This window comes from Stenotrophomonas sp. YJH_SMC_58 (genome assembly GCF_059369635.1).
In genome coordinates this window covers 112,503-136,433 of the sequence record NZ_JCAFSW010000011.1, presented here as the reverse complement: position 1 = coordinate 136,433, position 23,931 = coordinate 112,503, and the positions used below count along the sequence as shown (strand labels likewise).

Annotated in this window: 22 protein-coding genes and 1 tRNA gene; 11 read left to right on the top strand and 12 right to left on the bottom strand. The window is 66.1% G+C overall.

Translation table 11 applies throughout. The features are described from left to right. Positions 1-3 precede the first annotated feature (3 nt). Together rsmB and AC5P68_RS15140 are read left to right on the top strand one after the other, a co-directional pair. Complete coding sequence (gene rsmB / locus AC5P68_RS15145) at positions 4-1,335, top strand: 16S rRNA (cytosine(967)-C(5))-methyltransferase RsmB (protein WP_049430216.1); 1,332 nt, start codon at positions 4-6, stop codon at positions 1,333-1,335. Between the two features lie 23 nt (positions 1,336-1,358). After that, positions 1,359-3,080, top strand: a complete 1,722-nt coding sequence (locus AC5P68_RS15140) for an ArnT family glycosyltransferase (protein WP_033834008.1) — start codon at positions 1,359-1,361, stop codon at positions 3,078-3,080. Positions 3,081-3,098: 18 nt separating this feature from the next. Here AC5P68_RS15140 and AC5P68_RS15135 read toward each other — a convergent pair whose 3' ends face one another. Further along, positions 3,099-4,220, bottom strand: a complete 1,122-nt coding sequence (locus AC5P68_RS15135) for a glycosyltransferase family 4 protein (protein WP_049452067.1) — start codon at positions 4,218-4,220, stop codon at positions 3,099-3,101. 43 nt (positions 4,221-4,263) lie between these two features. Then, complete coding sequence (locus AC5P68_RS15130) at positions 4,264-5,082, bottom strand: glycosyltransferase family 2 protein (RefSeq protein ID WP_005414597.1); 819 nt, start codon at positions 5,080-5,082, stop codon at positions 4,264-4,266. On the opposite strand from AC5P68_RS15130, the gene AC5P68_RS15125 reads away from it, so the two are divergent. After that, entirely contained in the window at positions 5,081-6,139 is a 1,059-nt protein-coding gene (locus AC5P68_RS15125) for a CDP-glycerol glycerophosphotransferase family protein (protein WP_033834006.1), read from the top strand. The two genes, AC5P68_RS15130 and AC5P68_RS15125, sit on opposite strands and share 2 nt — an antisense overlap. Before the next feature lie 114 nt (positions 6,140-6,253). Here AC5P68_RS15125 and AC5P68_RS15120 read toward each other — a convergent pair whose 3' ends face one another. From AC5P68_RS15120 to AC5P68_RS15105, 4 genes are all read right to left on the bottom strand, one after another. Further along, positions 6,254-7,792: a PH domain-containing protein gene (locus AC5P68_RS15120; protein ID WP_231522794.1), complete on the bottom strand. Its 1,539-nt coding sequence runs from the start codon at positions 7,790-7,792 to the stop codon at positions 6,254-6,256. Then, positions 7,789-8,289, bottom strand: a complete 501-nt coding sequence (locus AC5P68_RS15115) for a PH domain-containing protein (RefSeq protein ID WP_231522795.1) — start codon at positions 8,287-8,289, stop codon at positions 7,789-7,791. Before AC5P68_RS15115 ends, AC5P68_RS15120 begins: the two co-directional genes overlap by 4 nt. 75 nt (positions 8,290-8,364) lie before the next feature. Then, the gene (ribA, locus tag AC5P68_RS15110; protein ID WP_033834003.1) at positions 8,365-9,501 is read right to left on the bottom strand and encodes a GTP cyclohydrolase II RibA; all 1,137 of its coding nucleotides are present in this window, start codon (positions 9,499-9,501) and stop codon (positions 8,365-8,367) included. A gap of 65 nt (positions 9,502-9,566) precedes the next feature. Continuing rightward, positions 9,567-10,487, bottom strand: coding sequence for a lauroyl acyltransferase (locus AC5P68_RS15105; protein ID WP_012481359.1), 921 nt, complete (start codon positions 10,485-10,487; stop codon positions 9,567-9,569). Between the two features lie 61 nt (positions 10,488-10,548). On the opposite strand from AC5P68_RS15105, the gene dtd reads away from it, so the two are divergent. From dtd to AC5P68_RS15090, 3 genes are all read left to right on the top strand, one after another. Next, on the top strand, positions 10,549-10,989 hold the full coding sequence (gene dtd, locus AC5P68_RS15100) for a D-aminoacyl-tRNA deacylase (RefSeq protein ID WP_005411180.1): 441 nt from the start codon (positions 10,549-10,551) through the stop codon (positions 10,987-10,989). 89 nt (positions 10,990-11,078) lie between these two features. Next, positions 11,079-12,932 (top strand): RNA polymerase sigma factor RpoD, encoded by a 1,854-nt coding sequence (rpoD, locus tag AC5P68_RS15095; RefSeq protein ID WP_005411179.1) that lies wholly within the window; start codon positions 11,079-11,081, stop codon positions 12,930-12,932. A gap of 440 nt (positions 12,933-13,372) precedes the next feature. Continuing rightward, positions 13,373-13,448, top strand: a tRNA-Ile gene (locus AC5P68_RS15090). Between the two features lie 77 nt (positions 13,449-13,525). Here the strand turns inward: AC5P68_RS15090 and AC5P68_RS15085 are convergent. Then, positions 13,526-13,780 carry a helix-turn-helix transcriptional regulator gene (locus AC5P68_RS15085; RefSeq protein ID WP_049431600.1) on the bottom strand — a complete coding sequence of 85 codons (255 nt, stop codon included), beginning with the start codon at positions 13,778-13,780 and terminating at the stop codon, positions 13,526-13,528. Between the two features lie 346 nt (positions 13,781-14,126). Next, entirely contained in the window at positions 14,127-15,950 is a 1,824-nt protein-coding gene (locus AC5P68_RS15080; protein ID WP_231522797.1) for an FG-GAP-like repeat-containing protein, read from the bottom strand. A 477-nt stretch (positions 15,951-16,427) separates the two neighbouring features. On the opposite strand from AC5P68_RS15080, the gene AC5P68_RS15075 reads away from it, so the two are divergent. Together AC5P68_RS15075 and AC5P68_RS15070 are read left to right on the top strand one after the other, a co-directional pair. After that, positions 16,428-17,069: a hypothetical protein gene (locus tag AC5P68_RS15075; protein ID WP_049431604.1), complete on the top strand. Its 642-nt coding sequence runs from the start codon at positions 16,428-16,430 to the stop codon at positions 17,067-17,069. 61 nt (positions 17,070-17,130) lie between these two features. Further along, on the top strand, positions 17,131-18,906 hold the full coding sequence (locus tag AC5P68_RS15070; RefSeq protein WP_231522798.1) for a serine hydrolase domain-containing protein: 1,776 nt from the start codon (positions 17,131-17,133) through the stop codon (positions 18,904-18,906). An 18-nt stretch (positions 18,907-18,924) separates the two neighbouring features. On the opposite strand, the gene AC5P68_RS15065 is transcribed toward AC5P68_RS15070, so the two are convergent. After that, positions 18,925-19,317 (bottom strand): DoxX family protein, encoded by a 393-nt coding sequence (locus AC5P68_RS15065; protein WP_033833983.1) that lies wholly within the window; start codon positions 19,315-19,317, stop codon positions 18,925-18,927. A 118-nt stretch (positions 19,318-19,435) separates the two neighbouring features. Here AC5P68_RS15065 and AC5P68_RS15060 point away from each other — a divergent pair, with 118 nt between their 5' ends. Together AC5P68_RS15060 and AC5P68_RS15055 are read left to right on the top strand one after the other, a co-directional pair. After that, positions 19,436-19,855, top strand: a complete 420-nt coding sequence (locus tag AC5P68_RS15060) for an H-NS histone family protein (protein ID WP_005414575.1) — start codon at positions 19,436-19,438, stop codon at positions 19,853-19,855. Positions 19,856-19,904: 49 nt separating this feature from the next. After that, positions 19,905-20,312, top strand: a complete 408-nt coding sequence (locus AC5P68_RS15055) for a hypothetical protein (protein WP_049431606.1) — start codon at positions 19,905-19,907, stop codon at positions 20,310-20,312. 23 nt (positions 20,313-20,335) lie between these two features. Here AC5P68_RS15055 and AC5P68_RS15050 read toward each other — a convergent pair whose 3' ends face one another. Together AC5P68_RS15050 and AC5P68_RS15045 are read right to left on the bottom strand one after the other, a co-directional pair. Beyond that, positions 20,336-20,977 carry a glutathione S-transferase family protein gene (locus AC5P68_RS15050; RefSeq protein ID WP_005411173.1) on the bottom strand — a complete coding sequence of 214 codons (642 nt, stop codon included), beginning with the start codon at positions 20,975-20,977 and terminating at the stop codon, positions 20,336-20,338. An 85-nt stretch (positions 20,978-21,062) separates the two neighbouring features. Next, positions 21,063-21,866 carry an AraC family transcriptional regulator gene (locus AC5P68_RS15045; RefSeq protein WP_049404131.1) on the bottom strand — a complete coding sequence of 268 codons (804 nt, stop codon included), beginning with the start codon at positions 21,864-21,866 and terminating at the stop codon, positions 21,063-21,065. 7 nt (positions 21,867-21,873) lie between these two features. Here AC5P68_RS15045 and AC5P68_RS15040 point away from each other — a divergent pair, with 7 nt between their 5' ends. After that, a complete protein-coding gene (locus tag AC5P68_RS15040; RefSeq protein ID WP_231522799.1) occupies positions 21,874-22,824 on the top strand; it encodes a DMT family transporter in 951 nt (316 codons plus the stop codon). A 27-nt stretch (positions 22,825-22,851) separates the two neighbouring features. On the opposite strand, the gene AC5P68_RS15035 is transcribed toward AC5P68_RS15040, so the two are convergent. Further along, a complete protein-coding gene (locus AC5P68_RS15035) occupies positions 22,852-23,880 on the bottom strand; it encodes a hypothetical protein (protein WP_111151323.1) in 1,029 nt (342 codons plus the stop codon). Between the last annotated feature and the right edge of the window lie 51 nt (positions 23,881-23,931).

The window sequence follows — 23,931 nt, the reverse complement described above, 5'->3', positions numbered from 1 at the left end:
GCGGTGTCCAAGCAGAACGATTTCTCCGTCGCCAAGGCGGCACCGGGCGCGGCCACGCGCATGCTGGCCGCACGCGTGCTGGCACAGGTGTTCACCCGTGGCCGTTCGCTGAAGGCCGAACTGGCATGGGCGCTGCCGAAGCTGGCCGACAGCCGCGACCGCGCGCTGCTGGAAGCCCTGTGTTTCGCTGTGCTGCGCCGTCGCAGCACCTATGACGCGGCCTTGCAGGCCTGGATGCAGAAGCCGCTGTCGGCGCGCGATGCCGACCTGCGCACGCTGCTGATGGTCGGTTTCGCCCAGCTGGACGTGCTCGAACTGCCTGCGCACGCAGCGCTTTCGGCTACGGTCGATGCGGCGCGTGCGCTGGGCCGTGAGCGCCAGGCAGGCCTGGTCAACGCGATCCTGCGCCGCGCCCAGCGCGAGGGGTTCCCCGAGCAGCCTGCGCGCGACGCCTTCCCGGAATGGTTGGCTGATGCCATCGAACGCGACTGGCCGGCGCAGGCCGAAGCGATCTTCAGCGCCAGCCTGCAACCCGCGCCCTTGTGGCTGCGTGCCAACCGCCAGCACGGCGGTCGCGACAAGGCCCTGGCGACGCTGGCCGAGGCCGGCATTGCCGCTGAAGCCACTGCACTGTGCGCCGATGCGTTGCGCCTGGCGACCCCCGTTGCTGTGAACCAGCTGCCGGGCTTCGGCGATGGTGCACTGTCGGTGCAGGACCTGTCGGCGCAATGCGCGGCCGATGCGTTGGCACCCGCGACCGGTGCCCGCGTGCTGGATGCCTGCGCGGCACCCGGCGGCAAATCGGCGCATCTGCTGGAGCGTGATCCGAGCCTGCGCCTGCTGGCGCTGGATATCGACGCGCGCCGTCTGGCCCGGGCACGTGACACTTACACCCGCACCGGTGTGGGCGAGCATGTGCAGACCCTGGTCGCCGATGCCAGCGATCCCGGTTCGTGGTGGGACGGCGTGCCGTTCGACGCGATCCTGCTGGATGCGCCATGTTCGGCCACGGGCGTGATCCGCCGCCAGCCGGATGTGATGTTCCACCGTCGCGCCGAGGACGTCGATGCACTGGTGGGCGTGCAGGCGCGCCTGCTGGAAGCCTGCTGGTCGATGCTGCGCCCCGGCGGCGTGCTGCTGTACGCCACCTGCTCGATCCTGCGCGCCGAGAACATCGATCAGGTGCGTGCGTTCCTGAAGTGGCATCCGGACGCGGTGGCGCAGCCGCTGGGCGATGCGTTCGGCGTGGATTGCGAAGGCGTGGCACGCCAGCGACTGCCTGGTGACAACGATGCTGACGGTTTCTTCTACGCGCGTCTGATAAAAGCAGCCTGACCCCCGCTGCCGTTTCGAGTCCCATGCTGAAGACCCACGCGTCGCGCCAGACGTGGTTGTTCGTGGTGGTGGCCCTGCTGGTGCTGGGGGCCGGGCTCGGTCTCCGCGATCCGTGGCCCTCTGACGAACCACGCTTCGCGCTGGTGGCCAGGCAGATGGTCGACAGCGGTTACTGGTTGTTCCCGCATCGCGGTACCGAGCTGTATTCGGACAAGCCGCCGATGCTGATGTGGTGGCAGGCCTCGCTGTATGGCCTGGTTGGCCACTGGCGCGTGGCCTTCCTGCTGCCCTCGCTGCTGGCCGCATTGGGCACGCTGTGGTGCGTGGTCGATCTGGGGCGCCGGCTGTGGACGCGGCAGGTCGGGCTCTGCGCAGGGTGGGCACTGCTGTTCGCGCTGCAGTTCACCTTCCAGGCGAAAAAGGCGCAGATCGATCCGCTGCTGGTGCTGTTCATCACCCTGGCCAACTATGGCCTGCTGCGCCACCTGCTGCTGGGCCCGGCCTGGCGCTGGTGGTGGCTGGGCTGGTTCTTTGCCGGTATCGGGGTGATCACCAAGGGCGTGGGCATGCTGGCGCTGCTGATGATCGTGCCGGCGGCCATCGCTGCAGCCCTGCAGTGGCCCCGCGTTTCCCTGCACGCACGCGATGGCCGCTTCTGGCTGGCACCGCTGGCCTTCCTGCTGGCGATATCGCTGTGGCTGGCGCCGATGCTGCTGGCCGCGCTGGGCACCGGATCGGACGAGTACCGCGGCTACATCAACGACATCCTGGTGCGGCAGACGGCCCGCCGCTACACGCAGTCCTGGGACCATCACCAGCCGTGGTGGTACTTCTTCGGTGTCATGCCAACGATGTGGATACCCGCGTTCCTGGCGCTGCCATGGGCGATCCCGGCGTGGCGGCGGCGCCTGTGCCGCCGCGATCCACGCTACCTGCTGCCGCTGGCCTGGTGGTTGCTGGTCGTGCTGTTCTTCTCGATTCCCCAGGGCAAGCGTGATGTCTACATCCTGCCGGCGCTGCCGATGTTCTGCCTGGCGCTGGCGCCGCTGCTGCCCGGGCTGCTGAAGCGGCGCGATGTGCAGCGCGTGCTGGGAGGGTTTGCCGCGTTGCTGGCACTGGGATTGAGCCTGGTCGGGGCGCTCGCGTTGCTGGGTGATCCGCGCTTCGAGGTGAACCTTGCCCATGGACGCGGATTGCCGCCCGGCGCGACCGATGCACTGGCGTGGACGATCCTGGCGATGGGGCTCTGGGGTGGCTTGAGCCTGGTGGTGACCGGCTGGCGTCGAAGCCACCTGGCGCTGCTATCGACCCTGGCCGTGGCCTGGGTGCTCTACGGCCTGTTCGGCTACCCGTTGCTGAATGATTCAAGCTCTGCGCGTGGTCTGATGCGTGACGTCGGCGCGCGTCTCGGGCCAGGCGCGGAACTGGGGCTGGTGGCCTGGAAGGAACAGAATCTGCTGATGGCGGACCGCCGCGCGGCGACCTTTGGATTCGAGAACCGCTGGCATGAACAGCTGCAGGCGGCCGTGCGCTGGCAGCGGCTGGTTCCGCAGCACCGCTGGCTGCTGGTGAACGAAGATGCGATGCAGGCCTGCATTGACCGTGCGCAGGCCGAAATGGCGGGCATTTCCAATCGTCGCCGCTGGTGGCTGGTGCCTGCCGACGCGGTCGCCGGCACCTGCCGGCCGTCGGCGGCGGAACTCGAGCACGAGCGCCGCCTGCAGGGGCCCGGCCTTACCGATTGAGCGTTCGGGCAATGTGGCTCAGGTGCTGGCCAAGGCGGCGTGATAGCTGGCCAGGGTCGCCCCGGCGAAGGTCTGCAGGCCGAACTCACGCTCTGCATGGCGGCGGGCGGCCATGCCCATCGCCGACAGCGCCTGGCGTTGTTCATACATCGCCTGCACCTGTGCGGCGATGGCGGCCACGTTGCGGGTGGGCACGACCCAGCCGTCGACTCCCTGCTCGATGTTTTCCGGCAGCCCCGCGTAGTCGCTGACCAGCATCGGCCTGGCGCTGGCCATCATTTCGCGGCAGGCGAAGGAAATTGTTTCGATGTCGTTGGACAGCACGAAGCCGACGTCGCCGGCGGCGATCAGTGGGCGCGTATCGGCCAGCAGTCCGGTGAAGTGGACCTGCGTGGCGACATCGCCGAGGGCCTGCACCTGCGCGCGTTGCTGCGCGTTGGGCAGGTGACCTGCGACCGCCATGTGTACGTGCGGCCGGATCGCGTCGGGGAGCAGGGCAATGGCCTGCGCAAGGTCGATCCAGCCCTTGTAGTCATCGGTGCCGGCGTTGCTGACCAGCAGCAGCGCATCCGGGTCCTGCGTCCATTGCTGCCGCATTGCCTGGCCGGCGTCGGCCGGCAGCGGCGCGAAGCGGTCCAGGTCGACGCCGTTGCGGACCACATCGATCGGGCAGCGCCGGTACGGGCCCTGCTCCAGCAGGCGCCCGGTGTGTGCCGAAACCGCAATCACGCGGTCGGTGGCCCAGCGGGCCCTGAAGGCATTGCCAAGCGTACGGGTGGGCTTGCTGTTGTGCTTGGTCAGGATGATCGGCGGGCGGCGCATGCCGAGCAGTCCCTGCATCACGAAGCGGTGATCACGAGCACCGTTGACGTGGACCAGGTCGATGCCCTCGTCCCGCACCAGCCGGCGCAGCGCATGCTGTTCGGCCAGTTGTCGTGGCAAGGTCGGCAGGCCGCTGCCAAAGGCCATCGGCAGCGGGGTGGCGATTCCTTCCTCGGCCACCGTGCGCAGCAGGCGGCTGTCGGCGGGGGCTGCGACATGGAGCGTGTGCTGGCCATGCAGGGCGCGCGCCAGGGACACGATGTACGTGGTGTGGCCGCCACCGTCGCCATAGTGGAAGTTGGTGTACAGGATTTTCATGGGGGATCTTCAGGCAACGCGCGGCAAGTGTGACACAGCCGGCTCAGGGCCGTTCCACAGGGGCTGGAGGATCGGCCACCGCCTGGCCGTTGCCCAGCATCCACAGCATGATGGTCTTCTGCCGTACGTAGTTGGCACGCACATAGGCATAGACCAGGCCGTGCCAGCCGTCGCGGAAACCGCCGCGGAACAGGAAGCCACGCCAGAACCGCCAGGCCGGCGCCAGCACCAGCTTGCCCAGCGTGGCGCGCTTGCCACGCGCGAACTCGTGCTCGGCCATCATCCGCGCATACTTCTCGGTCTTGGCCAGCTGCTGCTGCAACGATCGATAGGGATAGTGGATGAGATCGCCGCGCAGGGTGCCGACGCTGCCATCGACGCTGGCCGCCTCGTGGATCTCGCGCTTGCCGCGCCAGCCACCCTGGCGACGGTCGAACAGGCGCATCACCCGGTCCGGGTAGGCATTGCCGTGGCGCAGGAACCTGCCAAAGTATTCGGACAGGCGGGCGAAGCGGTAGCCGGCGTGGCCGGCGAAGCCGCCGTCACGGGCCTGTTCGATGGCCGCACGCAGCTCGGGGCTGATGCGCTCGTCGGCATCCAGGCACAGTACCCAGTCGTGGCTGGCCTGCTCGACGCAGAACGCCTTCTGGCTGCGGAAGCCCTCGAACCGACGCTGCAGCACGCGGGCACCGGCAGCCTCGGCGATGGCCACGGTCGCATCGGTGGACTGCGAGTCCACCACCACGATCTCATCGCAGAAGGCCAGCGAGGCCAGGCAGTCGCCGATGCGCCCGGCCTCGTTGAACGCGATAATGCACGCCGAGATGCGAGGCCGTTCGATGGGAGCGGTCGTGGAGGACATGATGGCCGGGTACCTGTTGTTTGCGACGGAGCGCTATGCGCTGCCTATTCTCGCCCCGTTGGCGCAGGCGTTGCACGCGTCCGGGCAGGAGGTTGCGGCCTGGTTCGAAGGCGGCGCGGCCGGCAGCAGCCTGCCGGGGGTGGCCAACGTCGGCCTGAAGCAGGCCCTGGCAATGCGCCCGCGGGCGGTGTTCAGCGCGGCCAACTGGGTGCCGACCTTCCTTTCGGGGGCCAAGGTGCAGCTGTTCCATGGCTTCAACGTGGAAAAGCGCGACAGCGCGCGCGGCCACTTCCGGGTGCGCGGCATGTTCGACCTGTACTGCACGCAGGGGCCGGCCACCACCACACCGTTCCGCGAGATCGCGGCCCAGCAGGGCCACTTCGCGGTGGCCGAGACCGGCTGGCCGAAGCTGGACCCGCTGTTCCGCGATGACGGTGGCGAGAGCGCCGCACTGCGCGCGCCGGCCGGCGATCGCCCGGTGATCCTGTTTGGTTCCACCTTCACCGAGCGGCTGAGTGCGGCACCGCACCTGCATGCGCAGATCGCCGCCGATATCGCTGCCGGTGGGCGCTACTGGCTGCTGACCCTGCATCCCAAATGTCCGCCGGAACTGTTCGAGCGCTATCGCGCGCTGGCCGGTGCCAATGCCCGCTTCATCGAGCCGGAGCAGGTGATGGCCGCGCAGCGCGCCGCCGATGTGCTGGTGTCGGACACCTCGTCGATCGTTTCGGAGTTCATCGTCCAGCACAAGCCGGTGGTGACCTTCCGCAACCGCGTGCCGAAGCCGCACATGATTGATTTCGACGACCCGGCACAGCTGCCGGCGATGCTGCAGCACGCGCTGCATCCGGACGCCGCGCTGCAGGCGGAAATCGTGCGTTACGCCGATGCCATCCATCCGTACCGCGACGGCCTGTCCAGCGAGCGGGTAATCGCGGCCACCGAGGATTTCCTGTCCGGTGAAATGGGTGCGCTGCGCCGCAAGCCTCTCGGCAGCTGGGTGCGCGATCTGCAGATCCGAAGGGACCTGGGCTATTGGGGCCCCTCGCAGCGATGATGCCTCGCTGGCCCTGCTCGCGGTAGTGCCGGCCGCTGGCCGGCAAACTGGGGGATGTGCAGTTGCCGGCCAGCGGCCGGCACTACCTGATTCAGGCCGGGATCCGACCCCGCATCACCAGCGCAGTTTGCGCCGCGCCAGCGCGGCCGCCAGTTGATCCATCGCCTGCTGTGCCTGTGCCTGAGGCAGATGGTGCAGGGTGAGTGCCACGTCGCCATGCGCACCGGCGGTATCCAGTTGCAGGCTGCTGGTGCCCAGCACCTTGTCCAGCGGTGAACGCTGCAGGCGCAGGCCCTGCACCTTGTCCAGCTCGGCCCAGCGCCACCAGCGTTTCCACCAGCCGCCGCGCACGGCCACATAGTGCTCGTCCAGATACCAGCCCATGCGTGCCATCTGCCGGTGTGCGACCAACAACGCGACCGGCAGCCAGGCCAGCACGACCAGGCCCCACGTGCCCCAGCGCCAGTACGCGGTGGCGGCCAGCAGCGGCACCAGCAGCAGCGCGCCCAGGCACAGCCGCCACCAGCCACGCTGCGGGATGGACTGCCATTGCGCCGGTGGCCAGTGCAGCTGGGGGAGCAGGTGCTGCACCAGTTGCGTGCAATGCTCGCGGGTTGCCAGCGGCGCCAGTTCGCGCAGGGCGCGGTCCTCATCACGCGAAGGGCCACCGGCGGCACTGTCGATGCGCAGCTGGCGCAGCCCGAACCAGCGCTGCAGGGTGCCTTCGCGCAGCGTCCAGGCCTGGATACGGCGACGTGCCACGCTGCTGCGGGTGCGGCTGAGCATCCCGGCCGACACCGTCAGGCGGCGGTCCTGCTCGACGAGGGTGAAGCCGTGGTAACGCAACAGGGTCAGCACCACCGACAGCACGCGCAGCGCCAGCCAGCCCAGCAGCAGGGCCGCCGCCGCCAGCAGCAACGCGCCGGTCACGCCGGGATGCAGGTGGCTGGCATAGCCGAAGGCCTCGCGGCCGCCGCGCTGGATGGCATCGTCCATCACCGGCCGTGGCACGGTCTGGAACAGGACGCCGAACGCGGCCACCGCCAGCGCCCAACCGCGGTTGGAGAGCAGGCCCATGCGCACCACGTCCCAGCTGGACAGTCGCAGCAGTACGCGTTCGCTGTCGACGTCGGCAATGGGCGGTGCATCGACGGCGTCGTTGGCCTGCGGCGTCTGTCCGCGTTGGCGGACCAGCCGTTCCAGCGCCAGTGCCTGGTCCAGCTTCAGTACCCGCATCTCCGCTTCAGGGCGCACACCGCCGGCCGATTCCAGGCGCAGCTCGGCCACGCCGAACAGGCGGTGCAGCGGGTTCTGCCGCACTTCCACGTTGTGGATGCGGGCGAACGGGATCTCGCGGCGGTTGCGCGCCAACAGGCCACTGCGCACGGTGATCGCATCGCTGCCGATGCGGTAGCGGTAGCTGAGGTACTGCATCACCGACACCAGGACCAGGGCGGCAATTGCCGTCAGCGGAATCAGCTGCGCCCACATCGGATCGCGGTCGCCGCGCTGGCCGAACACCAGCAGCGCGACCAGTGGCAGGAAGTAGTGGCGCAGCTGCATCAGCAGCACGAACAGCCACGACCACGAGTGCAGGCGGTGGTCCTCGGTACCGGCGGGCAGCGGTGCAGGCAGGGGCGGCGGCAGGCTCACAGGGCGTCGGCGTCCTGGTCGAGCTGGTGGGACAGGGTGTCGCGCAGGCGCTCGGCGTCGGCCTGGTCCAGACCGCTCACGGTCACCGCGCTCATGCGGGTGCCGGCGGTGTGCACGATCAGCGTGGCCAGGCCGGCACGGCGCTCCAGCGGGCCCCGGCGCAGATCGAGATGCTGCACCCGCGAGAGCGGGATGCGCGTCTCCAGCTGCCACATGAGGTCGCGGCGCAGGCCCAGGCCCTGTGCGTCCAGCCGCCAACGGGTGCGGACCAGGCGTCGACGGCCCAGCCACCCACCAAAAGCCACACCCATCAGCAGCCCGGCTGCAGCGGTCCACAGGCCACCGGGCAGATCGAAGAACCACGCCGCTGCCGCCAGTGGCAGGCCCGGGACGAACAGGCCGCCAAAGGCACCTTCCAGTGCGGCCAGGCGGGCTGCACGTTGCGGCAGTGACTGCCAGTCGGTGGCGGGTGGTGCGGGAATCGTGGCGTCGGTCACGCGGGCTCCGTCAGGCAGCAGGGCGGGCGGTAGCGGCCGTGGCCGCACCGCGCAGACGGTAGCAGGTCGGCTGCGTTACTGGGCAGCCTGGATCAGCGCATCGACATCCAGCAGGTGGCCGGCACGGTCGGCCTTGGTGCGCAGGTAGTTCTCGTTCTCGGCAGTGATCTCGCCGGTGACCGGAATGCAGTCCAGCACTTCGATGCCGGCATTGCGCAGGCGCTGTGCCTTGGTCGGGTTGTTGCTGAGCAGCGCCACGCGCGAAATGCCCAGGCCACGCAGCATCGCCACCGCGCTGCCGTAGCGCCGCTCGTCGGCACCGAAGCCCAGCTGCGCATCGGCGTCGATGGTATCCAGGCCGTCGTGCTGATAGCCATAGGCGCGCATCTTGGCGGCGATGCCGGTGCCGCGGCCTTCCTGGTCCAGGTACAGCAGCACGCCACCGCCCAGGTCCTTCAGCTTGCGCAGGCCACGCCGCAGCTGGTCGCCGCAGTCGCACTTGAGTGAACCGAACAGATCGCCGGTCAGGCACGAAGAATGCACGCGTACCGGCACCACTGCCGACAGGTCCGGCTCGCCGACGATGATCGCGACCTGGTCGCGCTGCGCCACGCCGCCGCGGAAGACTGCAAAGGTGGTCATGCCGACGTCGCGCAGCGGAACCGGCGAACGCGCCACCAGTTCGTAGTCGTGGGCCGCATGTGCTGCGCCTTCGGCCAGGTCGCACAGGGCCACCTCGGCCGCACCGTCGAAAGTGTGGTCATCGACGTCCAGGCGCACCGCGACCATCGCTGGCAGCAGCAGACCCAGGCGGGCAAGCTCCACCGCGCCGGCATCGAAGGCGTCGCCGGCGCTCCAGCTTTCGGGCATCGGCCCGGGTTCGCGCAGGTAGCCCAGCGAGGGCAGGGCCTCGAAGGCCACGCCGCTCAGCGGCAGGCGCGCGCCCTGTGGTGCCTCCACGCCGAGCACGCGGGCGCGGGTGGCGGTCAGGAACAGGTAATGGCGCTCGCGGGCGGCAGCGGCGAAGGCGGCGAAGCTGCTGGTCGTGGCGCTGTCCAGCGCGATCACCGCCAGGCGCTGGCCCTGGCCATCGTGGAGCAGCACCGGACGACCGGCGCGCAGTTCGGCCACCGCGCGTTCGCAGCGGATCGCGGCCGGATCGCCGAACAGGGAAGAAGCAGCAGGCATGGCAGGACCGGGGGAGGCGGACATCGCAGTCTCTATGGGGGCGCCGGCGTCGTATTCAACGTGGTGCGGCCAGTGGTCGCAGGCGGCCGTCAGTGGGGGTGTTCCTCAGTTGCGTACGGGTCTTCCTCGCTACTGCCCGGTGGCCGCAGCGTATAGCGCTTATAGGTCCACTGGTACTGCGCCGGGTCGCGGCGGGCGATGCGTTCGATGCCGGCGTTGAGGGCAGTGGCCGCCACCAGCGGGTCCGGATCGGCCACCGCCGGGTCGGTCGGCTCGATGTGCAGGGCGAACTCCATGTCCGGCCCGATGCGTTCGCACCAGCCATAGAGCACGGTGGCACCCGTGCGTTCGGCCAGCCGGTTGACCAGGGTCATGGTCAGCGCCTGCACGCCGAAGAACGGCACGAACACGCCGTCGCCGGCCTTGGGCTGCTGGTCGGGCAGGATGCCGGTGGCGCCGCCGTCCTTGAGCACCTTGAACAGCTGGCGCACGGCCGGCCCTTCGGCGCGCACCTGCTGTACGTTCTGGCCGCCGCGCACCAGCTGCAGGAAGGCATCGCTGGCCTCGTCCTCCGGCGGCTTGTAGACGATGGCGATCTGCCCGCGCGAGGCCAGCCACTGGTTCAGCAGCTCCCAGTTGCCGAAGTGCGGCGCGGCCACGATCACGCCCTTGCCGCTGGCCAGGGCGGCGTCGTACAGGGCCTCGCCATGGCGCTGCTTCAGGTGCAGGCGCAGGTTGTCGGCCGGCGCCTGGCTCCACAGCCGCAGGGTTTCGATGGCCTGCAGCGCGGTGGAGCGCAGCAGATCACGGTGCAGGCGGTCGCGCGCGGCGCCATCCAGCTCCGGGTAGGCCAGTTCCAGGTTGCGCCGGGTGACGCGGCTCTCACGGGCATCGAGGGCGATCCACGCCCACGCCAGGGCGCGCGCGAACGCCCGCAGCAGCGGCCAGGGCAGGCGGGCGAACAGGGTGGTGGCGCGGTAGACCAGCCGGGCTTTGCGTTGCGGATTCATCGGCGCCAGTTTAGCCAAGGGCGCTGCTATCGTGGCCGGCCCTGTTCATTGGAAGCCCACGATGCTCGTCCTGATCCAGCGTGTCAGCCAGGCTGCCGTCCATGTCGACGATGAGGCCGTGGGGCAGATCGGCCCTGGCCTGTTGGCCCTGGTCGGCATGGAGCCGGGCGATACCGAGGCCCAGTTGCGGCGGATGGCCGAGCGCCTGCTGGGCTACCGGGTATTCGCCGACGAGGCCGGGAAGATGAACCGCTCGCTGCGCGATACGGGCGGCGGCCTGCTGCTGGTCAGCCAGTTCACCCTGGCCGCCGACACCCGTTCGGGCATGCGGCCGAGCTTCACCACGGCCGCGCCGCCGGAAGAGGCTGAACGCGGGTTCAACCGTTTTGTTGAGATCTGTCGTGAAAATCACGCGCCAGGGGTGGAAACGGGCCGATTTGGTGCCCATATGGTCGTCAGCCTGGTCAATGACGGTCCCGTGACCTTCCTTCTCCGGCCCTGAGCCTGCGGGACCACCGCCCGGCAGGCAGGGCCCCGGGCTGGTATAATGCTACGTTCCCTATTTCTCCCTGCCGGTGGCGCGAGCACTACATGGCCAACGAACGTCCTGCCCAATCCGAAATCAAGCAACTGATCAGCAAGGGCCTGGAACAGGGCTACCTGACCTACGCCGAAGTCAATGACCATCTGCCGGACGACATGGTCGACCCGGAACAGATCGAAGACATCATCGGCATGATCAACGGCATGGGCATCGATGTCCATGAAGTTGCGCCGGATGTGGAAACCCTGCTTCTCAACGATGGCAACACCGGCAACCGCGAAGTCGATGACACCGCGGCTGAAGAAGCTGCCGCTGCGCTGAGCGCGCTCGACACCGAAGGTGGCCGTACCACCGACCCGGTGCGCATGTACATGCGCGAAATGGGCACCGTCGAGCTGCTGACCCGCGAAGGCGAAATTGCCATCGCCAAGCGCATCGAGGAAGGCCTTTCGCAGGTCCAGGCGGCCCTGGGCCAGTTCCCGGTTTCGGTCGAGTCGCTGCTGAACGACTACGAAGCCCACAAGGAAGGCAAGAAGCGCCTGGCCGAAGTGATCGTCGGCTTCAACGACCTGGTCGACGAAGAGCCGGCGCCGCCGGCGGTCGCTGCCGATGACAGCGCCGATGCGGACGCCGAAGGCGACGAGGACGAGGACGACGATGTCGACGGTGGCGATGAAGAAGCCGCACCGACCGGTCCGGATCCGGAGGAAGTCGCCGCGCGTATGCAGGCGCTGAGCGATGCCTTCAACGCCTTCAAGAAGGCCGCGACCAAGGGCGACAAGAAGAACCTGCCGCGCCTGCGCGAAGAAATGTCGGCGGTGTTCGTCACCCTGAAGCTGCCGCTGCCGCTGACCGACGTGCTGACCAAGCAGCTGCGCGACACCATGGCATCGATCAAGGCCCATGAGCGCCGCGTGCTGAACCTGGCGACCGTTACCGCCCGCATGCCGCGCAAGGACTTCATCCGTTCCTGGGAAGGCAACCAGACCAACCTCGAGTGGGTGGAAGACGCACTGAAGCGCAAGCAGAAGTGGTCCTCGGCGCTGCGCGAAGTGAAGGACCAGATCATTGCCGAACAGCAGGCGACGATCGACATCGAGACGCTGACCCAGCTGGACCTGGAAGAGCTGAAGGAAATCAGCCGTGCCATGGCCTACGGTGAAGCCAAGGCGCGCAAGGCCAAGAAGGAAATGGTCGAGGCCAACCTGCGCCTGGTCATCTCCATCGCCAAGAAGTACACCAACCGTGGCCTGCAGTTCCTCGACCTGATCCAGGAAGGCAACATCGGCCTGATGAAGGCCGTGGACAAGTTCGAATACCGCCGCGGTTACAAGTTCTCGACCTACGCCACCTGGTGGATCCGCCAGGCGATCACCCGCTCGATCGCCGACCAGGCACGCACCATCCGTATTCCGGTGCACATGATCGAGACGATCAACAAGTTGAACCGCATTTCCCGCCAGATGCTCCAGCAGTACGGCCGCGAGGCTACGCCGGAGGAGCTGGCCAAGGAAATGGACATGCCGGAAGACAAGATCCGCAAGGTGATGAAGATCGCCAAGGAGCCGATCTCGATGGAAACCCCGATCGGCGACGACGAGGATTCCCATCTGGGCGACTTCATCGAGGACACCAACGTGGAGTCCCCGATCGAGAACACCACCAACATCAATCTGTCTGAAACCGTGCGCGACGTGCTGGCCGGCCTCACCCCGAGGGAAGCCAAGGTGCTGCGCATGCGCTTCGGCATCGACATGAACACCGACCACACGCTGGAAGAGGTCGGCAAGCAGTTCGACGTGACCCGCGAGCGCATCCGCCAGATCGAAGCGAAGGCCCTGCGCAAGCTGCGTCACCCGAGCCGCTCGGAGCAGCTGCGCAGCTTCCTGGATATCGATTGATTTCCAGCGGCTGTTGAAGCGTTGAGAGGAACCCCGCCTGGTGCGGGGTTTTTCTTTTTGGGGGGTGTGTGCTTTCTGTAGAGTCGAGCCAGCTGCTGTTTGCGATGACGTATCCAGCAGGTCTTCTCAACGGCTGCGCGTTTGCGCCGCTACTGGATTGGGAAGATGTGATGCGCGACGAGCGCGAGGATTCACCGGGATTCGCCCGAAGAGCGACGCTGGCGTTGCTTCGGGTGCTGGGTTGCTTGCGGGCTTCGGCGGCGACAAGCAGAAGGGGCTGGAAGAGGCCAGGAGGACGGTGGCGCTGTTCCAGGCACACCTGCGGCGGCAGCTGTGGTTTACGGACGTGGCGGAGAAGCGGTTGGGGCGGGTTGCTGAGGCTCTTGCTGCTGCCGGGTAGCCGATCAAGCGCAGCCTCCACTACACTGTGAGGCTGCGCAGGGCCTATAGCTCAACGGTTAGAGCAGGGGACTCATAATCCCTTGGTTTCAGGTTCGAATCCTGATGGGCCCACCAACGAATCAGGCACTTAGGGTCATCCGCAGTGCCTTCTTCGTCAAGCCAGTGCCGCCCGGTGACCGCTCGGTGACCGTTTACGCTCCACTGTTGTCGCAGTTGGCCGCCGGCTGCCCCACATCCTCGGGCGTCCACTGCGAGACGCTCCTGCGTGCGCGGATCCAACGCTGAATGTCGCTCTGGTACCAGCGAGTGCCGCCGCCGACCTTGTGCCTGGGCGGGAAAGTGCCCTTCTCCATCTCGCGGTAGATGTAGCTCTTCTTCATCCTGGTCTGGTCTTCGACCTGCTCAAGCTTCAGCAGGACTTCGGGGATGCTCTCCGCTGCGCCCATCTCGGGTCTCCGTTACTTCAGTGGCGGGCGCCGGAAACAGCGCAGTGTGCGCATCCGACCGTGCCGTGGTCACAAGGTTTGCGATCTCTGTCAGGTCCATGGCCGGGTCATCGAGGAGGCGAAGCCGATCTGGGCCGTCAGCCGCTGGGTCGCTGTCGCCGCCAGCGGCGCCGGCGTGTTCTGGACTAATTCAATGAGTTGCCTTCTATGTTCTCTTCAGTGGGCAACGCGCGAAGAACTGCGCAATTGCCGAGGCGGCGGCCATCCTTGTGTCGCTTCAGTTCTGGCTACTATATCCATGGGTAAAGCCCCCGATCGCGACTCATCGCAATCGGGGGCACATTGTTCAGCGGGTCCCTGTATGCAAGCGCCAGCCAGGGTTATAGCGGGTTGCGGAAGCTGGTGAGAACAGCAGGCCATCCGTTGCCTGCCCGTACCGGATTTCCACATCATCATTCGCCGACTGGATGAGTATGTCGGTGCGCCCGTCGCCATCGAAGTCGTTGGTCAGCAAGTGATGCCCAGGGCTCCAGCTGGAGACGCTCTGCGCGGAGAACCGAAGACCATCACTGGCTTGGCCGTAGCGGATTTCGGAGTGTCCGTTCGCTGCATAGATCACAACGTCGTCTCTGCCGTCGCCATTGAAATCACCCGTCAACAGCGTGTGCCCGGTGGACCATAGGTCGGCCGTGCTCGGTGCAAAGCGCAAACCGCCGTTCATCTGCCCATAGCGGATCTCAGTGGCGCCGTCGGCGGCATAAATCAGCACATCGCTGTATCCATCGCCGTTGAAATCCGCAATCTTCAATGTATGGCCAGCCCGCCATTGATCATGCTGACCGGGTTCTGCGCGCAGTCCGTCGGTGGCCTGTCCGTAGAAGAGGTCGACCTCACCGTTGGGTCCATACAGCAACAGGTCATCAAGGCCGTCGCCATTGAAGTCGCCAACATGTGGGCGGCTGCCCAGGGCGACCTGCCGTTGCGATTGTGGGGCGAAGCGCAATCCGCGATCACTGCCTCCGTAGCGGATCTCGAGAGCGCCGCTGTCCTGCAGGATGAGTACGTCGCTCCGTCCATCACCGTTGAAATCTCCTGCCATCAATTGACTGCCCACATTCCATGCAGTGCGTGATGGAAGATGTTCGGTGAATCGAGCGTCAGGACGTCCATAGTGGAGCCGTACGCTACCGTCGCCGCCGTGCACCAGCAGATCGGAGAACCCATCGGCGTCGAAGTCGCCACTGACCAGTTTGGCCGAGGTTGCCCATGGCGCCGAGGGGGCATCCGTCAGCGAATGGGTCACCAGGCCCGCATGGGGGGCCAGCTGTCCGGTCGCCACCGACGCGCTGCCAGAGGGTGGGTTGTACAGGATGACGTCGCCGCCACCATCGCCGTTGTAGTCCACAGAGCGCACTGCAGCGCAACTGCCATTGGCGCGGCGGAGACTTCCGGCATGATCGCCTCGCGCAGGACATGTTCGTGGTGCCAACTGCTCCACCTTGACCCAATCGACATGAAAATCTGCAGGCAGAACGGTGTTGGATGTCATCCGATTGTTGATGCCTCCAGGTGTTGTAGTCGGAGGTGCAAGATTAGTATTCAGATTCACGAGCATTGGAACGCTCGGAATATTCAGTGTTGTTCGATAGAACTCCACTCCATCCACAGAGTATGCGATGTGGATGGGGCTCCACTCTGCGGAGAACACATGATAGTTGCTGGAATAGTCGACAGATCCAAGCTTGGTGTAGGCTGAAAGCGTTGCATCCGCCACTGCGGTGGAGCAATCGGCAGGGTTCGTAAACCAGTAATGTTGCACATTGATCGTGCGCGGGTCGGACTTCTGCAGCCCAGTGGCCTCAAAGATATCTATCTCACCGCATGCAGGCCCATATGACACCAGCCAGAATGCGGGAATGACGCCTGGCGTGTTAGTCATTTTCACACGGGCAGAGTAGCGACCATAGGTGAAGTACCTAGGGTAGTAGATGCCACCTGTCTGATAGAACGGGAAGGTGTCTTGGACATCACCGCGGAAGACAGCATCTCCTTGGGCCACGAACGCATTTCCAGGCTTGTAGGTGTACGACACTTTCCCGGACTTGTCGGTCACATCCCCTGCCCACGGGATCCAGTAGCTGAGACTAGGGTCATCGAAATGCTCTTCCATGACGGTGATCCACTCATTCTCTGTATTCTGCGCTTGTGCAGCTGACACGACTGAAGTCGCAACCGATGCGGCGAGTACAAGCTTCCTTAACATTGCCAATTCCCTGATGTAGAGCCGCGGGATGCGACCGCCTGTGAGTTTGACAGTTTGGCGGTGACTTCTTAGTGGCCAGGGCTTGGGGATGAGCCGTGTCCGCGGATTGATTGCAAGCGAAGTGTCTCGGAGAGCGGATTACGATAGTCGAACCGACTAGATGCCAGAACTGGATCCCTCGGCCTAGAGGCTCGGGAAGTGAGTCGATTAGTGAGCCAAAAGTGGATTGAAGTGGATTGAATATCAATCAAATCAATTGTTTACTTTGTTTCTGCGGTTGCTGGTGGGCCACCAACCGACCTCGCCTGACCGGTCGCAGGTCTCATCGCTCCCCAGCGCGACCTGCAGCGTCGGTACCATCTGATCCGCACACAGGGATCGACCATGGCCAGCACCGATACGCCGGTGGAAGACTTCACCAACGAAATCGAAGACAGCCGGCACCTGTTTGCCTGGTGCCTGGTCCACTATGGACAGGTGCCCGAGGCGCTGGCACTTGAACAGGCACGCCAACGCTATCCCGACCAGAGCCCCGGCCGCGAGTACGAGCACGCGTTGATCTTCCACGATGAGCCGTGGCATTGGGCGATGCTGCACGTAAAGGGCGAGGGGTATTGGCACCGGCACCCGGAACTGGCGCAGCCGTCGCTGGACTACGAAGCCGAATCGGACGCACTGCACCTGGCCCGCGGTGAGCAGGTGCCACTGCTGGATGAGGACGAGTACCTTGGCGCGCTCGCGCATGCGCGCCACATGCGTGCATGGACGCTGGTCCATCAGGCGGGTCGTTCGCCGGATGAAGCGCGCCAGGAGGCGCTCGGCCACTACGCGTATCGTCCCCGCCATCATCGTGGTCGATTTCAGGTTCATGATCCGCGTGATGGCTGGCGTCATGTGATGAGCGTATTGCATGGCGACGATTACTGGGCGCGACCAGAGTTGCGGGAACCGCCACAGGCCTATTGGAGCGAGTCCCGCGCCTTTGTTTCGGCGCAGGGAATCCGCTTGCCGGACCCTCCGGGCTGAGGCCTGCTCGGCCGGCGAAGGCGCAGCACCGTCGATCACCGCACTCTGTGCCGAATGACACATGCCCCGCCATTTCTGCTGGCGGGAAGATGGCGGCATCCCGAAGTGGAGTGATCTGATGCCTGGTACGCTCAGTCGTCGCGCCTTCCTGGCCAATGTCGCGGCTGTTCCGGCGGCCACGCTCATGCCCACCGGTGTTGCCACGGCGGCGCAGCCCACCGTCACCACCGGGAACCTGATCGAAGCGGAGCGCAGCGTGATCCGCTCCGCCATGCAAGGCAGCGGCATCGGTGCCGCTGCCGTCTGCCTGGTCGAAGGCGGGCAGGTGCGCTGGCTCGAGGGCTTCGGGTACGCGTCGGGTCACGGTAGTGCAGCAGTAGACGCCAGTACGATGTTCAGCATCCAGTCCACCTCGAAGAATTTCGCGGCGGTGGCGGTGCTGTTGGCCGTGCAGGACGGCATCCTTGATCTGGATGCGCCCATTACCCGCTATCTGCCGTCGTTCACGGTGCGCAGTCGCTTCGAGCATTCCCCGCAGGAGCGCATCACCCTGCGCCTGCTGCTTGCCAATCGCGCGGGATTCACGCACGAGGCGCCGCTGGGCAACAATTACGAACCGGCGTCACCGGGCTTTGATGCGCACGTCCGCAGCATCTCGCAGACATGGCTGCGCTTTCCGGTGGGTACGCGCTATCGCTATTCCAACCTGGGCTTCGACCTTGCCGGTCATGTCCTCGAGCAGGTTGCGGGCATCGGCTATCCGGCCTGGCTGCAGCGCCGGATCTTCGAGCCACTGGGAATGCACGAGAGTACGGCCGATGCGTCGGTCTACCTGGCAAGCAAGTGGCGGGCACTGGGAACCCAGGACGGCCATGCGCAGGTGCCGCCGGTGACACCGCTGGTGGTGTCGGGAGGCGTCTGGACCAGTGCCGCCGACATGGCGAAGTATCTTGGCTTCCTGCTCGGTGGCGGCCAAGCCGGCGCGCAGCAGCTGCTCGAGCCCCATCTCTGGGACGAGATGCATGGCTTCGGCCTGGGCGGTGACTACGGGCTCGGCGTAATGCGCAGCGAACGGCTCTACGGCAGTACGCCGGTGCGGCTGCTGCACCATCGCGGCGGAGGCTTCGGATTCGGGTGCGTGTTCACCTACTGCAGGCAGGCCAACGCTGGATTCGCCGCGATGTTCAACCGCGCGACGTCCGCGGGGTACGGCATCGGCGAGCGTCTGATCGATCAGCTGCTGTCGGCGCGTTTCGGGCCCCGTCAGCCGCGTGTGCCGCTATCGTCCCTGGCGCCGATCAGGTTGAACCAGGACCAGATGCAGCGGATGGCGGGAGACTGGATAGGGCGCAGCGGCAAGGCGAAGATCGTGGTTGCCGGAAGCGGTGAACTGCAACTGCATCGTGGGGCGCAAGCTGTGGGCAGACGGTTTGCGGCCATCGACAGCGACCAGCTGTTCACCGCGGACACCGATGGAGAGGTAGCGACGTACCGTTACCATGCGGCGACGGAGATGCTGCCGGCGCACCTGGAATGTACGAACGGCGAGGATAGCCTGGACCAGAACGATCCCATCGATGGGTCCACCGGGCCGCACGCGCCCCATTGGCAACCCTGGCTGGGGCGCTATCGCATCGACCAATGGGGAAAACCGTCGATGTCCGTTGTGCTGGAGCAGCGACAGGGCTGGCTGTACATCGATGGCATCCGCCTGGTCACTGAAGTGGAGCCAGGCCTGCTGTTCACCAGCGATGGCGAAGCGGTGGATTTCCGCAGCTCCCAGCCGACATGGCGCAACCTGCGTCTGCAGCGCGTCCAGCCCGTGGGCCGGGGATGATGGCGGCATGCCGCGTGCTCATCCGCGCCGCCCACGCCCATCGATGCTGTAGCGCCCCGCCCCGGTGCAGGCCAGCAGCAGGAAGCCACCGGCCAGCCCCAGGTTCTTCAGGAACATGATCTGCTGGGTGGGGTCGCCAACGTTGTGGTGGAAGATGAAGGCGGTGACCAGGCTGAAGCCTGCCAGCACGATCGATACCAGCCGGGTCTGGAAGCCCAGCAGGATGCACAGGCCGCTGCCGATCTCGAAAGCAATGGTAGGCCACAGCAGGATGCCGGGTACCCCCATCGCTTCCATGTAGCCCTGGGTACCGTTGAGGTCGCCGAGCTTGCCGATGCCGGACACCAGGAACAGTGCCATCAGCAGGATGCGCGCAAGCAGGTAGGCGAGCGAATGCGATGAGTTGCTCACGTCGAAGTCCTCGGAGATGGCTGCCGAAGGCGATCGGAGCCCACCGGCAGTGAAGCCCGTGTCTACGTACCGGGCAAGGCGGCTTGACAGCTGGCCGGCCGCAGGACACCTTTCCACCATGACGATCGATATTGAATCGCTCAGCCTTCGGGAGCTGGGCGCCTTGGTGGTTGCCGCTGAACAGCGGAAACAGCTCATTTCCAGCCGCCGTCCGGCCAGCGCGGTGCGGCGGATGTTGAAGGCTGCCGCGGCCGAAGCCGGCTACACCCTCGAAGAACTCTTCGGTGGCGAAGCTTCGGAAACACCTGCGCCCGCCCGCAAACCCACCCGCCGTAAATCCGGCAAAGTCGCGCCCAAGTATCGCGACCCGGAATACAAGCGCCTGACCTGGACCGGTCGCGGGCGCATGCCGCGCTGGCTGGCGTCCAAGGTGTCGATGGGCCACAAGGCCACCGATTTCCTGATTCCTGGTTTGGCCAGGCCGACCGCTGGCAAGACCAGCACCATCGGCAAGCGGACTGTCATCAAGAAGGGATGAGGCTGCAGCACTGCTACCCTGCCCGGGTCTTTCAACCAAGGAGCACCGGATGGCACACGAGGGTGGCATGACGATCACGCCGAAAGTCCTGTACACAGCCGCAGGCGTGGCCGTGCTGGTCAGCCTGTTGGCCTGGGCGGTGGAGTGGAGCGGGACGGCCTATGTCTGCCCATACTGCCGCGTACAACGCACTGTCATCGGTGTGCTGGGCGTGCTGACATTGTTCGCGCGGCCGGGGAGCCTCATCGTGCCCTGGTTGTCGTACACAGCGGGCGGCTTCGCGTTCGTGGTTGCAGCGATGCAGCACTTCAATGGCTGGAAGCGCATTTCCGCCGGCGATTTCAGTTTCAACGCGCAGTGGTACATCGACCCGTGGCTGCTGTCAGGCTGCGCGATGCTGATCCTGGTAGCGCAGCTGATGCTGGTGCAGGCCGCCTGCCGGCGCAGCTTGCGCTGAGTGTTTCCCCCCATGGCGTGGAACTACCCGTTCTGGAATACCGCCAACTGCGCAGCAAACGCGCGCTGATAGGCGGGACGCTGCGTCGCCCGTGCCACATAGGCCACCAGCAGCGGGTACTCGTCGAGCAGGCCACTGCTCTTCAGGCGCAGCAGTACCGAGACCATCATCAGGTCGCCCACGCTGAACCCGCCGTCCAGCCACGCTGCCGCGCCCAACCACGCGGACAGTTGCGAGAGACGCATCCGCACGCGCTCGTCCAGCATCACCAATCGCTGTGCATACCAGGGCTGTTCGCGCTCCAGCACCCAGGCCATCGAGCGCTCGACGATGGGTGGCTCCACCGTATTCAACGCGGCGAACACCCACATGACTGCGCGCATGCGTGCATCCGGACCGACGGGCAGCAGGCCGGCATGCTGTTCGGCCAGGTGCAGGACGATCGCGCCGGATTCGAACAGGACCTGGTCGCCCTCCTGCCAGGTGGGAATCTGTCCGAAGGGATTCCGCGCCAGGTGGGCAGGTTGCTTCATTTCGGCGAAGGTCAGCAGCTGCACGTCATAGGGCACGCCCAGTTCCTCCAGCGCCCAGCGCACGCGCATGTCACGGGCCAGGCCCTGGCCGCGGTCGGGGGAGGTGGCAAAGGCGGTGAGGATGGGGGACATCGCGGCGCTCCTGCAGGCGGGAAGGCCTGTCTCTTCTGTTCCGACGAACGACGAGGGCGGAAATCGACACCCCTCGATGCGCTCTTCACCCCGCCCGATGCAGTTTCCGGTACTGGTCCGGCGTGCACTGTGCGTGCCGCTTGAACATCTCTGCGAAGGCGCTGACGCCGGAGTAGCCCAGCTCCTCGGCAATCCGGCTGATCGGCCGGCGTGTGCACAGCGCTTCGGTGGCACGCACGAACTTCACCCGACCGCGCCAGTCACCGAGTGACATGCCCAGCTCGCTGCGTGCCATGCGCTCCAGCTTGCGTACGCTCATATGATGCCGCTGCGCGATATCGGCGACCGACTCGGCTGCGGACAGGTGCTTCTCGATGTACGCCATCACCTGTTTCAGGGCATCGCTGCTGGCGATCGGCAGGAAGCTGGGCAGCACTGCGGCATTGAGGATCTGGTCGATCACCACGGCGGCCATGCGCCGCTGGGCCGGCGTCCGCGGATCGGTCACGCCCTGTCGCGCCAGCTCGTGCAGCAGCTCGCGCAGCAATGGGCTGACTTCCAGCGCACTGCAACGCTCGGGCAGGCGGCGTGACAACGCCGGCGACAGGTAGGCCGAGCGATAGGCCAACCGCGACCGGTTGCGCGAATAGTGGGGCATTCCCGGTGGGATCCAGATCGCGTAATGGGGCGGGGACACCATCCACTCGCCGTCGATCTTCATCTCCATCACCCCTTGTGCGACGAAGTTGAACTGGCCCCAAGGATGGCTGTGCGTGCCCCAGTCGGTGGGCTCCATCGCACCCTGCCGGAAGTAGACCGGACCGGGCAGCTGGCGGAAGGTGGGGATGGGTTCCATCGGTTGCCGCAACCCGGGGTCGGAGTGACGCATTTTCAGGATGTCCTCGATATGCGCCAAGCGTACGCTGGCCATTCCCCCACGTACACCCACGCTCTTGAACTACCTCTTCCCAATCCTTGCCTGCCTGCTGTGGGGCGCGAATACCATCGTGACCAAGCTGGCCTCGGGCGCGGTCGGTCCCATCGATATTGGTTTCTTCCGCTGGCTGGTGGCGGCCATTGTCCTGTTGCCCTTCGCGCTGCCGCGGCTGCGCAACAACCTGCCGACCGTGCGTGCCAACCTTGGCCGCTTCCTGGTGCTGGGGTGCCTGGGCGGGGTGATGTACCAGTGCCTTGCGTACTATGCGGCGCACTTCACCTCGGCCACCAACATGGGCGTGATCCAGGCATTGATTCCACTGCTCGCATTGGCGTTGTCACGCGTGTTCATGGGCCATCCGGTGCGCGGTACCTCCATTGCCGGTGCGGTGATTTCCACTGTCGGGGTGGCGGCGGTGGTCTCGCAGGGCGACCTGGCACGATTGGCCGCTCAGGGCGTGAACCGCGGTGATGCGATCATGCTGATCGGTGCGTTGGCCTTTGCCGCCTACAACGTGCTGATGCAGCGCTTGAAGATCCCGCTGACGGTGCTGGAATCGTTGTTCCTGCAGGCCACCGCCGCGTCGCTGATCCTGTTGCCGGCGCAGCTGCTGGTCGGTACCGGGGTGAACAATCTCACCGCGGTCGGCTGCATCGGGTTTGCGGCAGTATGCGCGTCGATCCTGGCCCCACTGACCTGGATGACCGGATTGTCACGGTTGGGCGCAGCGCGTGTCTCCGGCTTCTTCAACCTGGTGCCGATCGTGACCGCCGCACTGGCCGTGCTGCTGCTGGGTGAATCGCTCAGTGGCTGGGTACTGGCAGGGGGCGTGCTGGCGGTATCCGGTGTGGTCTTCGCCGAGTACACAGCGAAGCGCGCGACGATGGCGAGTGGGGGCGAAGCGTCCTGACGCGGTCGGGCCGGACCCGCGCGGACCTCAGCCGTGGCGTGTCGTCCCGCACAGCGCCTGCTCCACCTCCTGCTCCAGCGCGTCGGCGTCGTAGCCGCGCTTGCCCTGCAGGCCCAGGTACAGCGACAGCGGGTCCACGCGGTCACCGCTACCGGTGAAGGCAGGCGGATACGACCATATCTGCAACGTTCCGCTGCGCGTGCAGTCGCGGCCGGCTGCAGGCAGTGCCCCCAGCTTCCGCCAGGCATCGATGTACAGGGCGCGCGTGATGCCGTGGTCTTTCGACGGCACCGCGAGCATTGCTTCCGTCCCTGCCTGGGGGGCGGATTGAGCATGTCGGGCCAGAATGTCGGCGACCTGTTCCCAGCAGACCTCCACTTCCTTCAGCACGGGGGAGCGCAGGAACGGCTGCGCTCTCGCCCAGACCTCGCCGCGGCTGCCGGCGAGTCTCAGGAAGCGTTCGCGTCCGCCGGTGGAGCGTTCGGCCAGTCCGCGACCGACCAGTTCAGCGGAGAGCCTCGACGCGGTCATCGAGGTGTATCCGGCAGCACGGCTGACCTCACGCGGTGACCACCAGCGTGCCTGGCCGGACAGGAGTACGTGGATGAGCACGGCCTGCGCCGAAGGCAGCAGCGAAATCGCCTTCTTCTCGTGGTCGGGTGCATCGCGGAACTCGATCGCCAGGCTGGGGGCGTACAGCTGGTTGTGCGGTACCACGAAGTCGATATGGTTCTCGACCAGGAACCTGCGCTGGGTGGGGGTGAGGTACGGCGAGACATACAGCACCATGGCCTTTGCCGCTGAGCGCAGCACTTTCACATCCTGGATGACGCGGCTGCTGGATTCGCCCGGGACGCGTGGAACCGCCAGCATCGCCGGCGTTTCACCATAGAGGGTCAGCTCGGCGATGTGATAGCGCGAGGCCATGGTCTGCGGGATGAAGCGTGCCGCAGCCACGGGGCCGACCACCGAGGCCAGGCCGGGCAGGATCCGGCGCAGGTAGCGCTGCGCATCCATGACCAGATCGGTCAAGCCACTGTGTACTGCCGTTGTCATCGCTTGCTTCCCTTGGACCAGCCTCATCCCCGCAGCGGGGAGGGGGTGGTC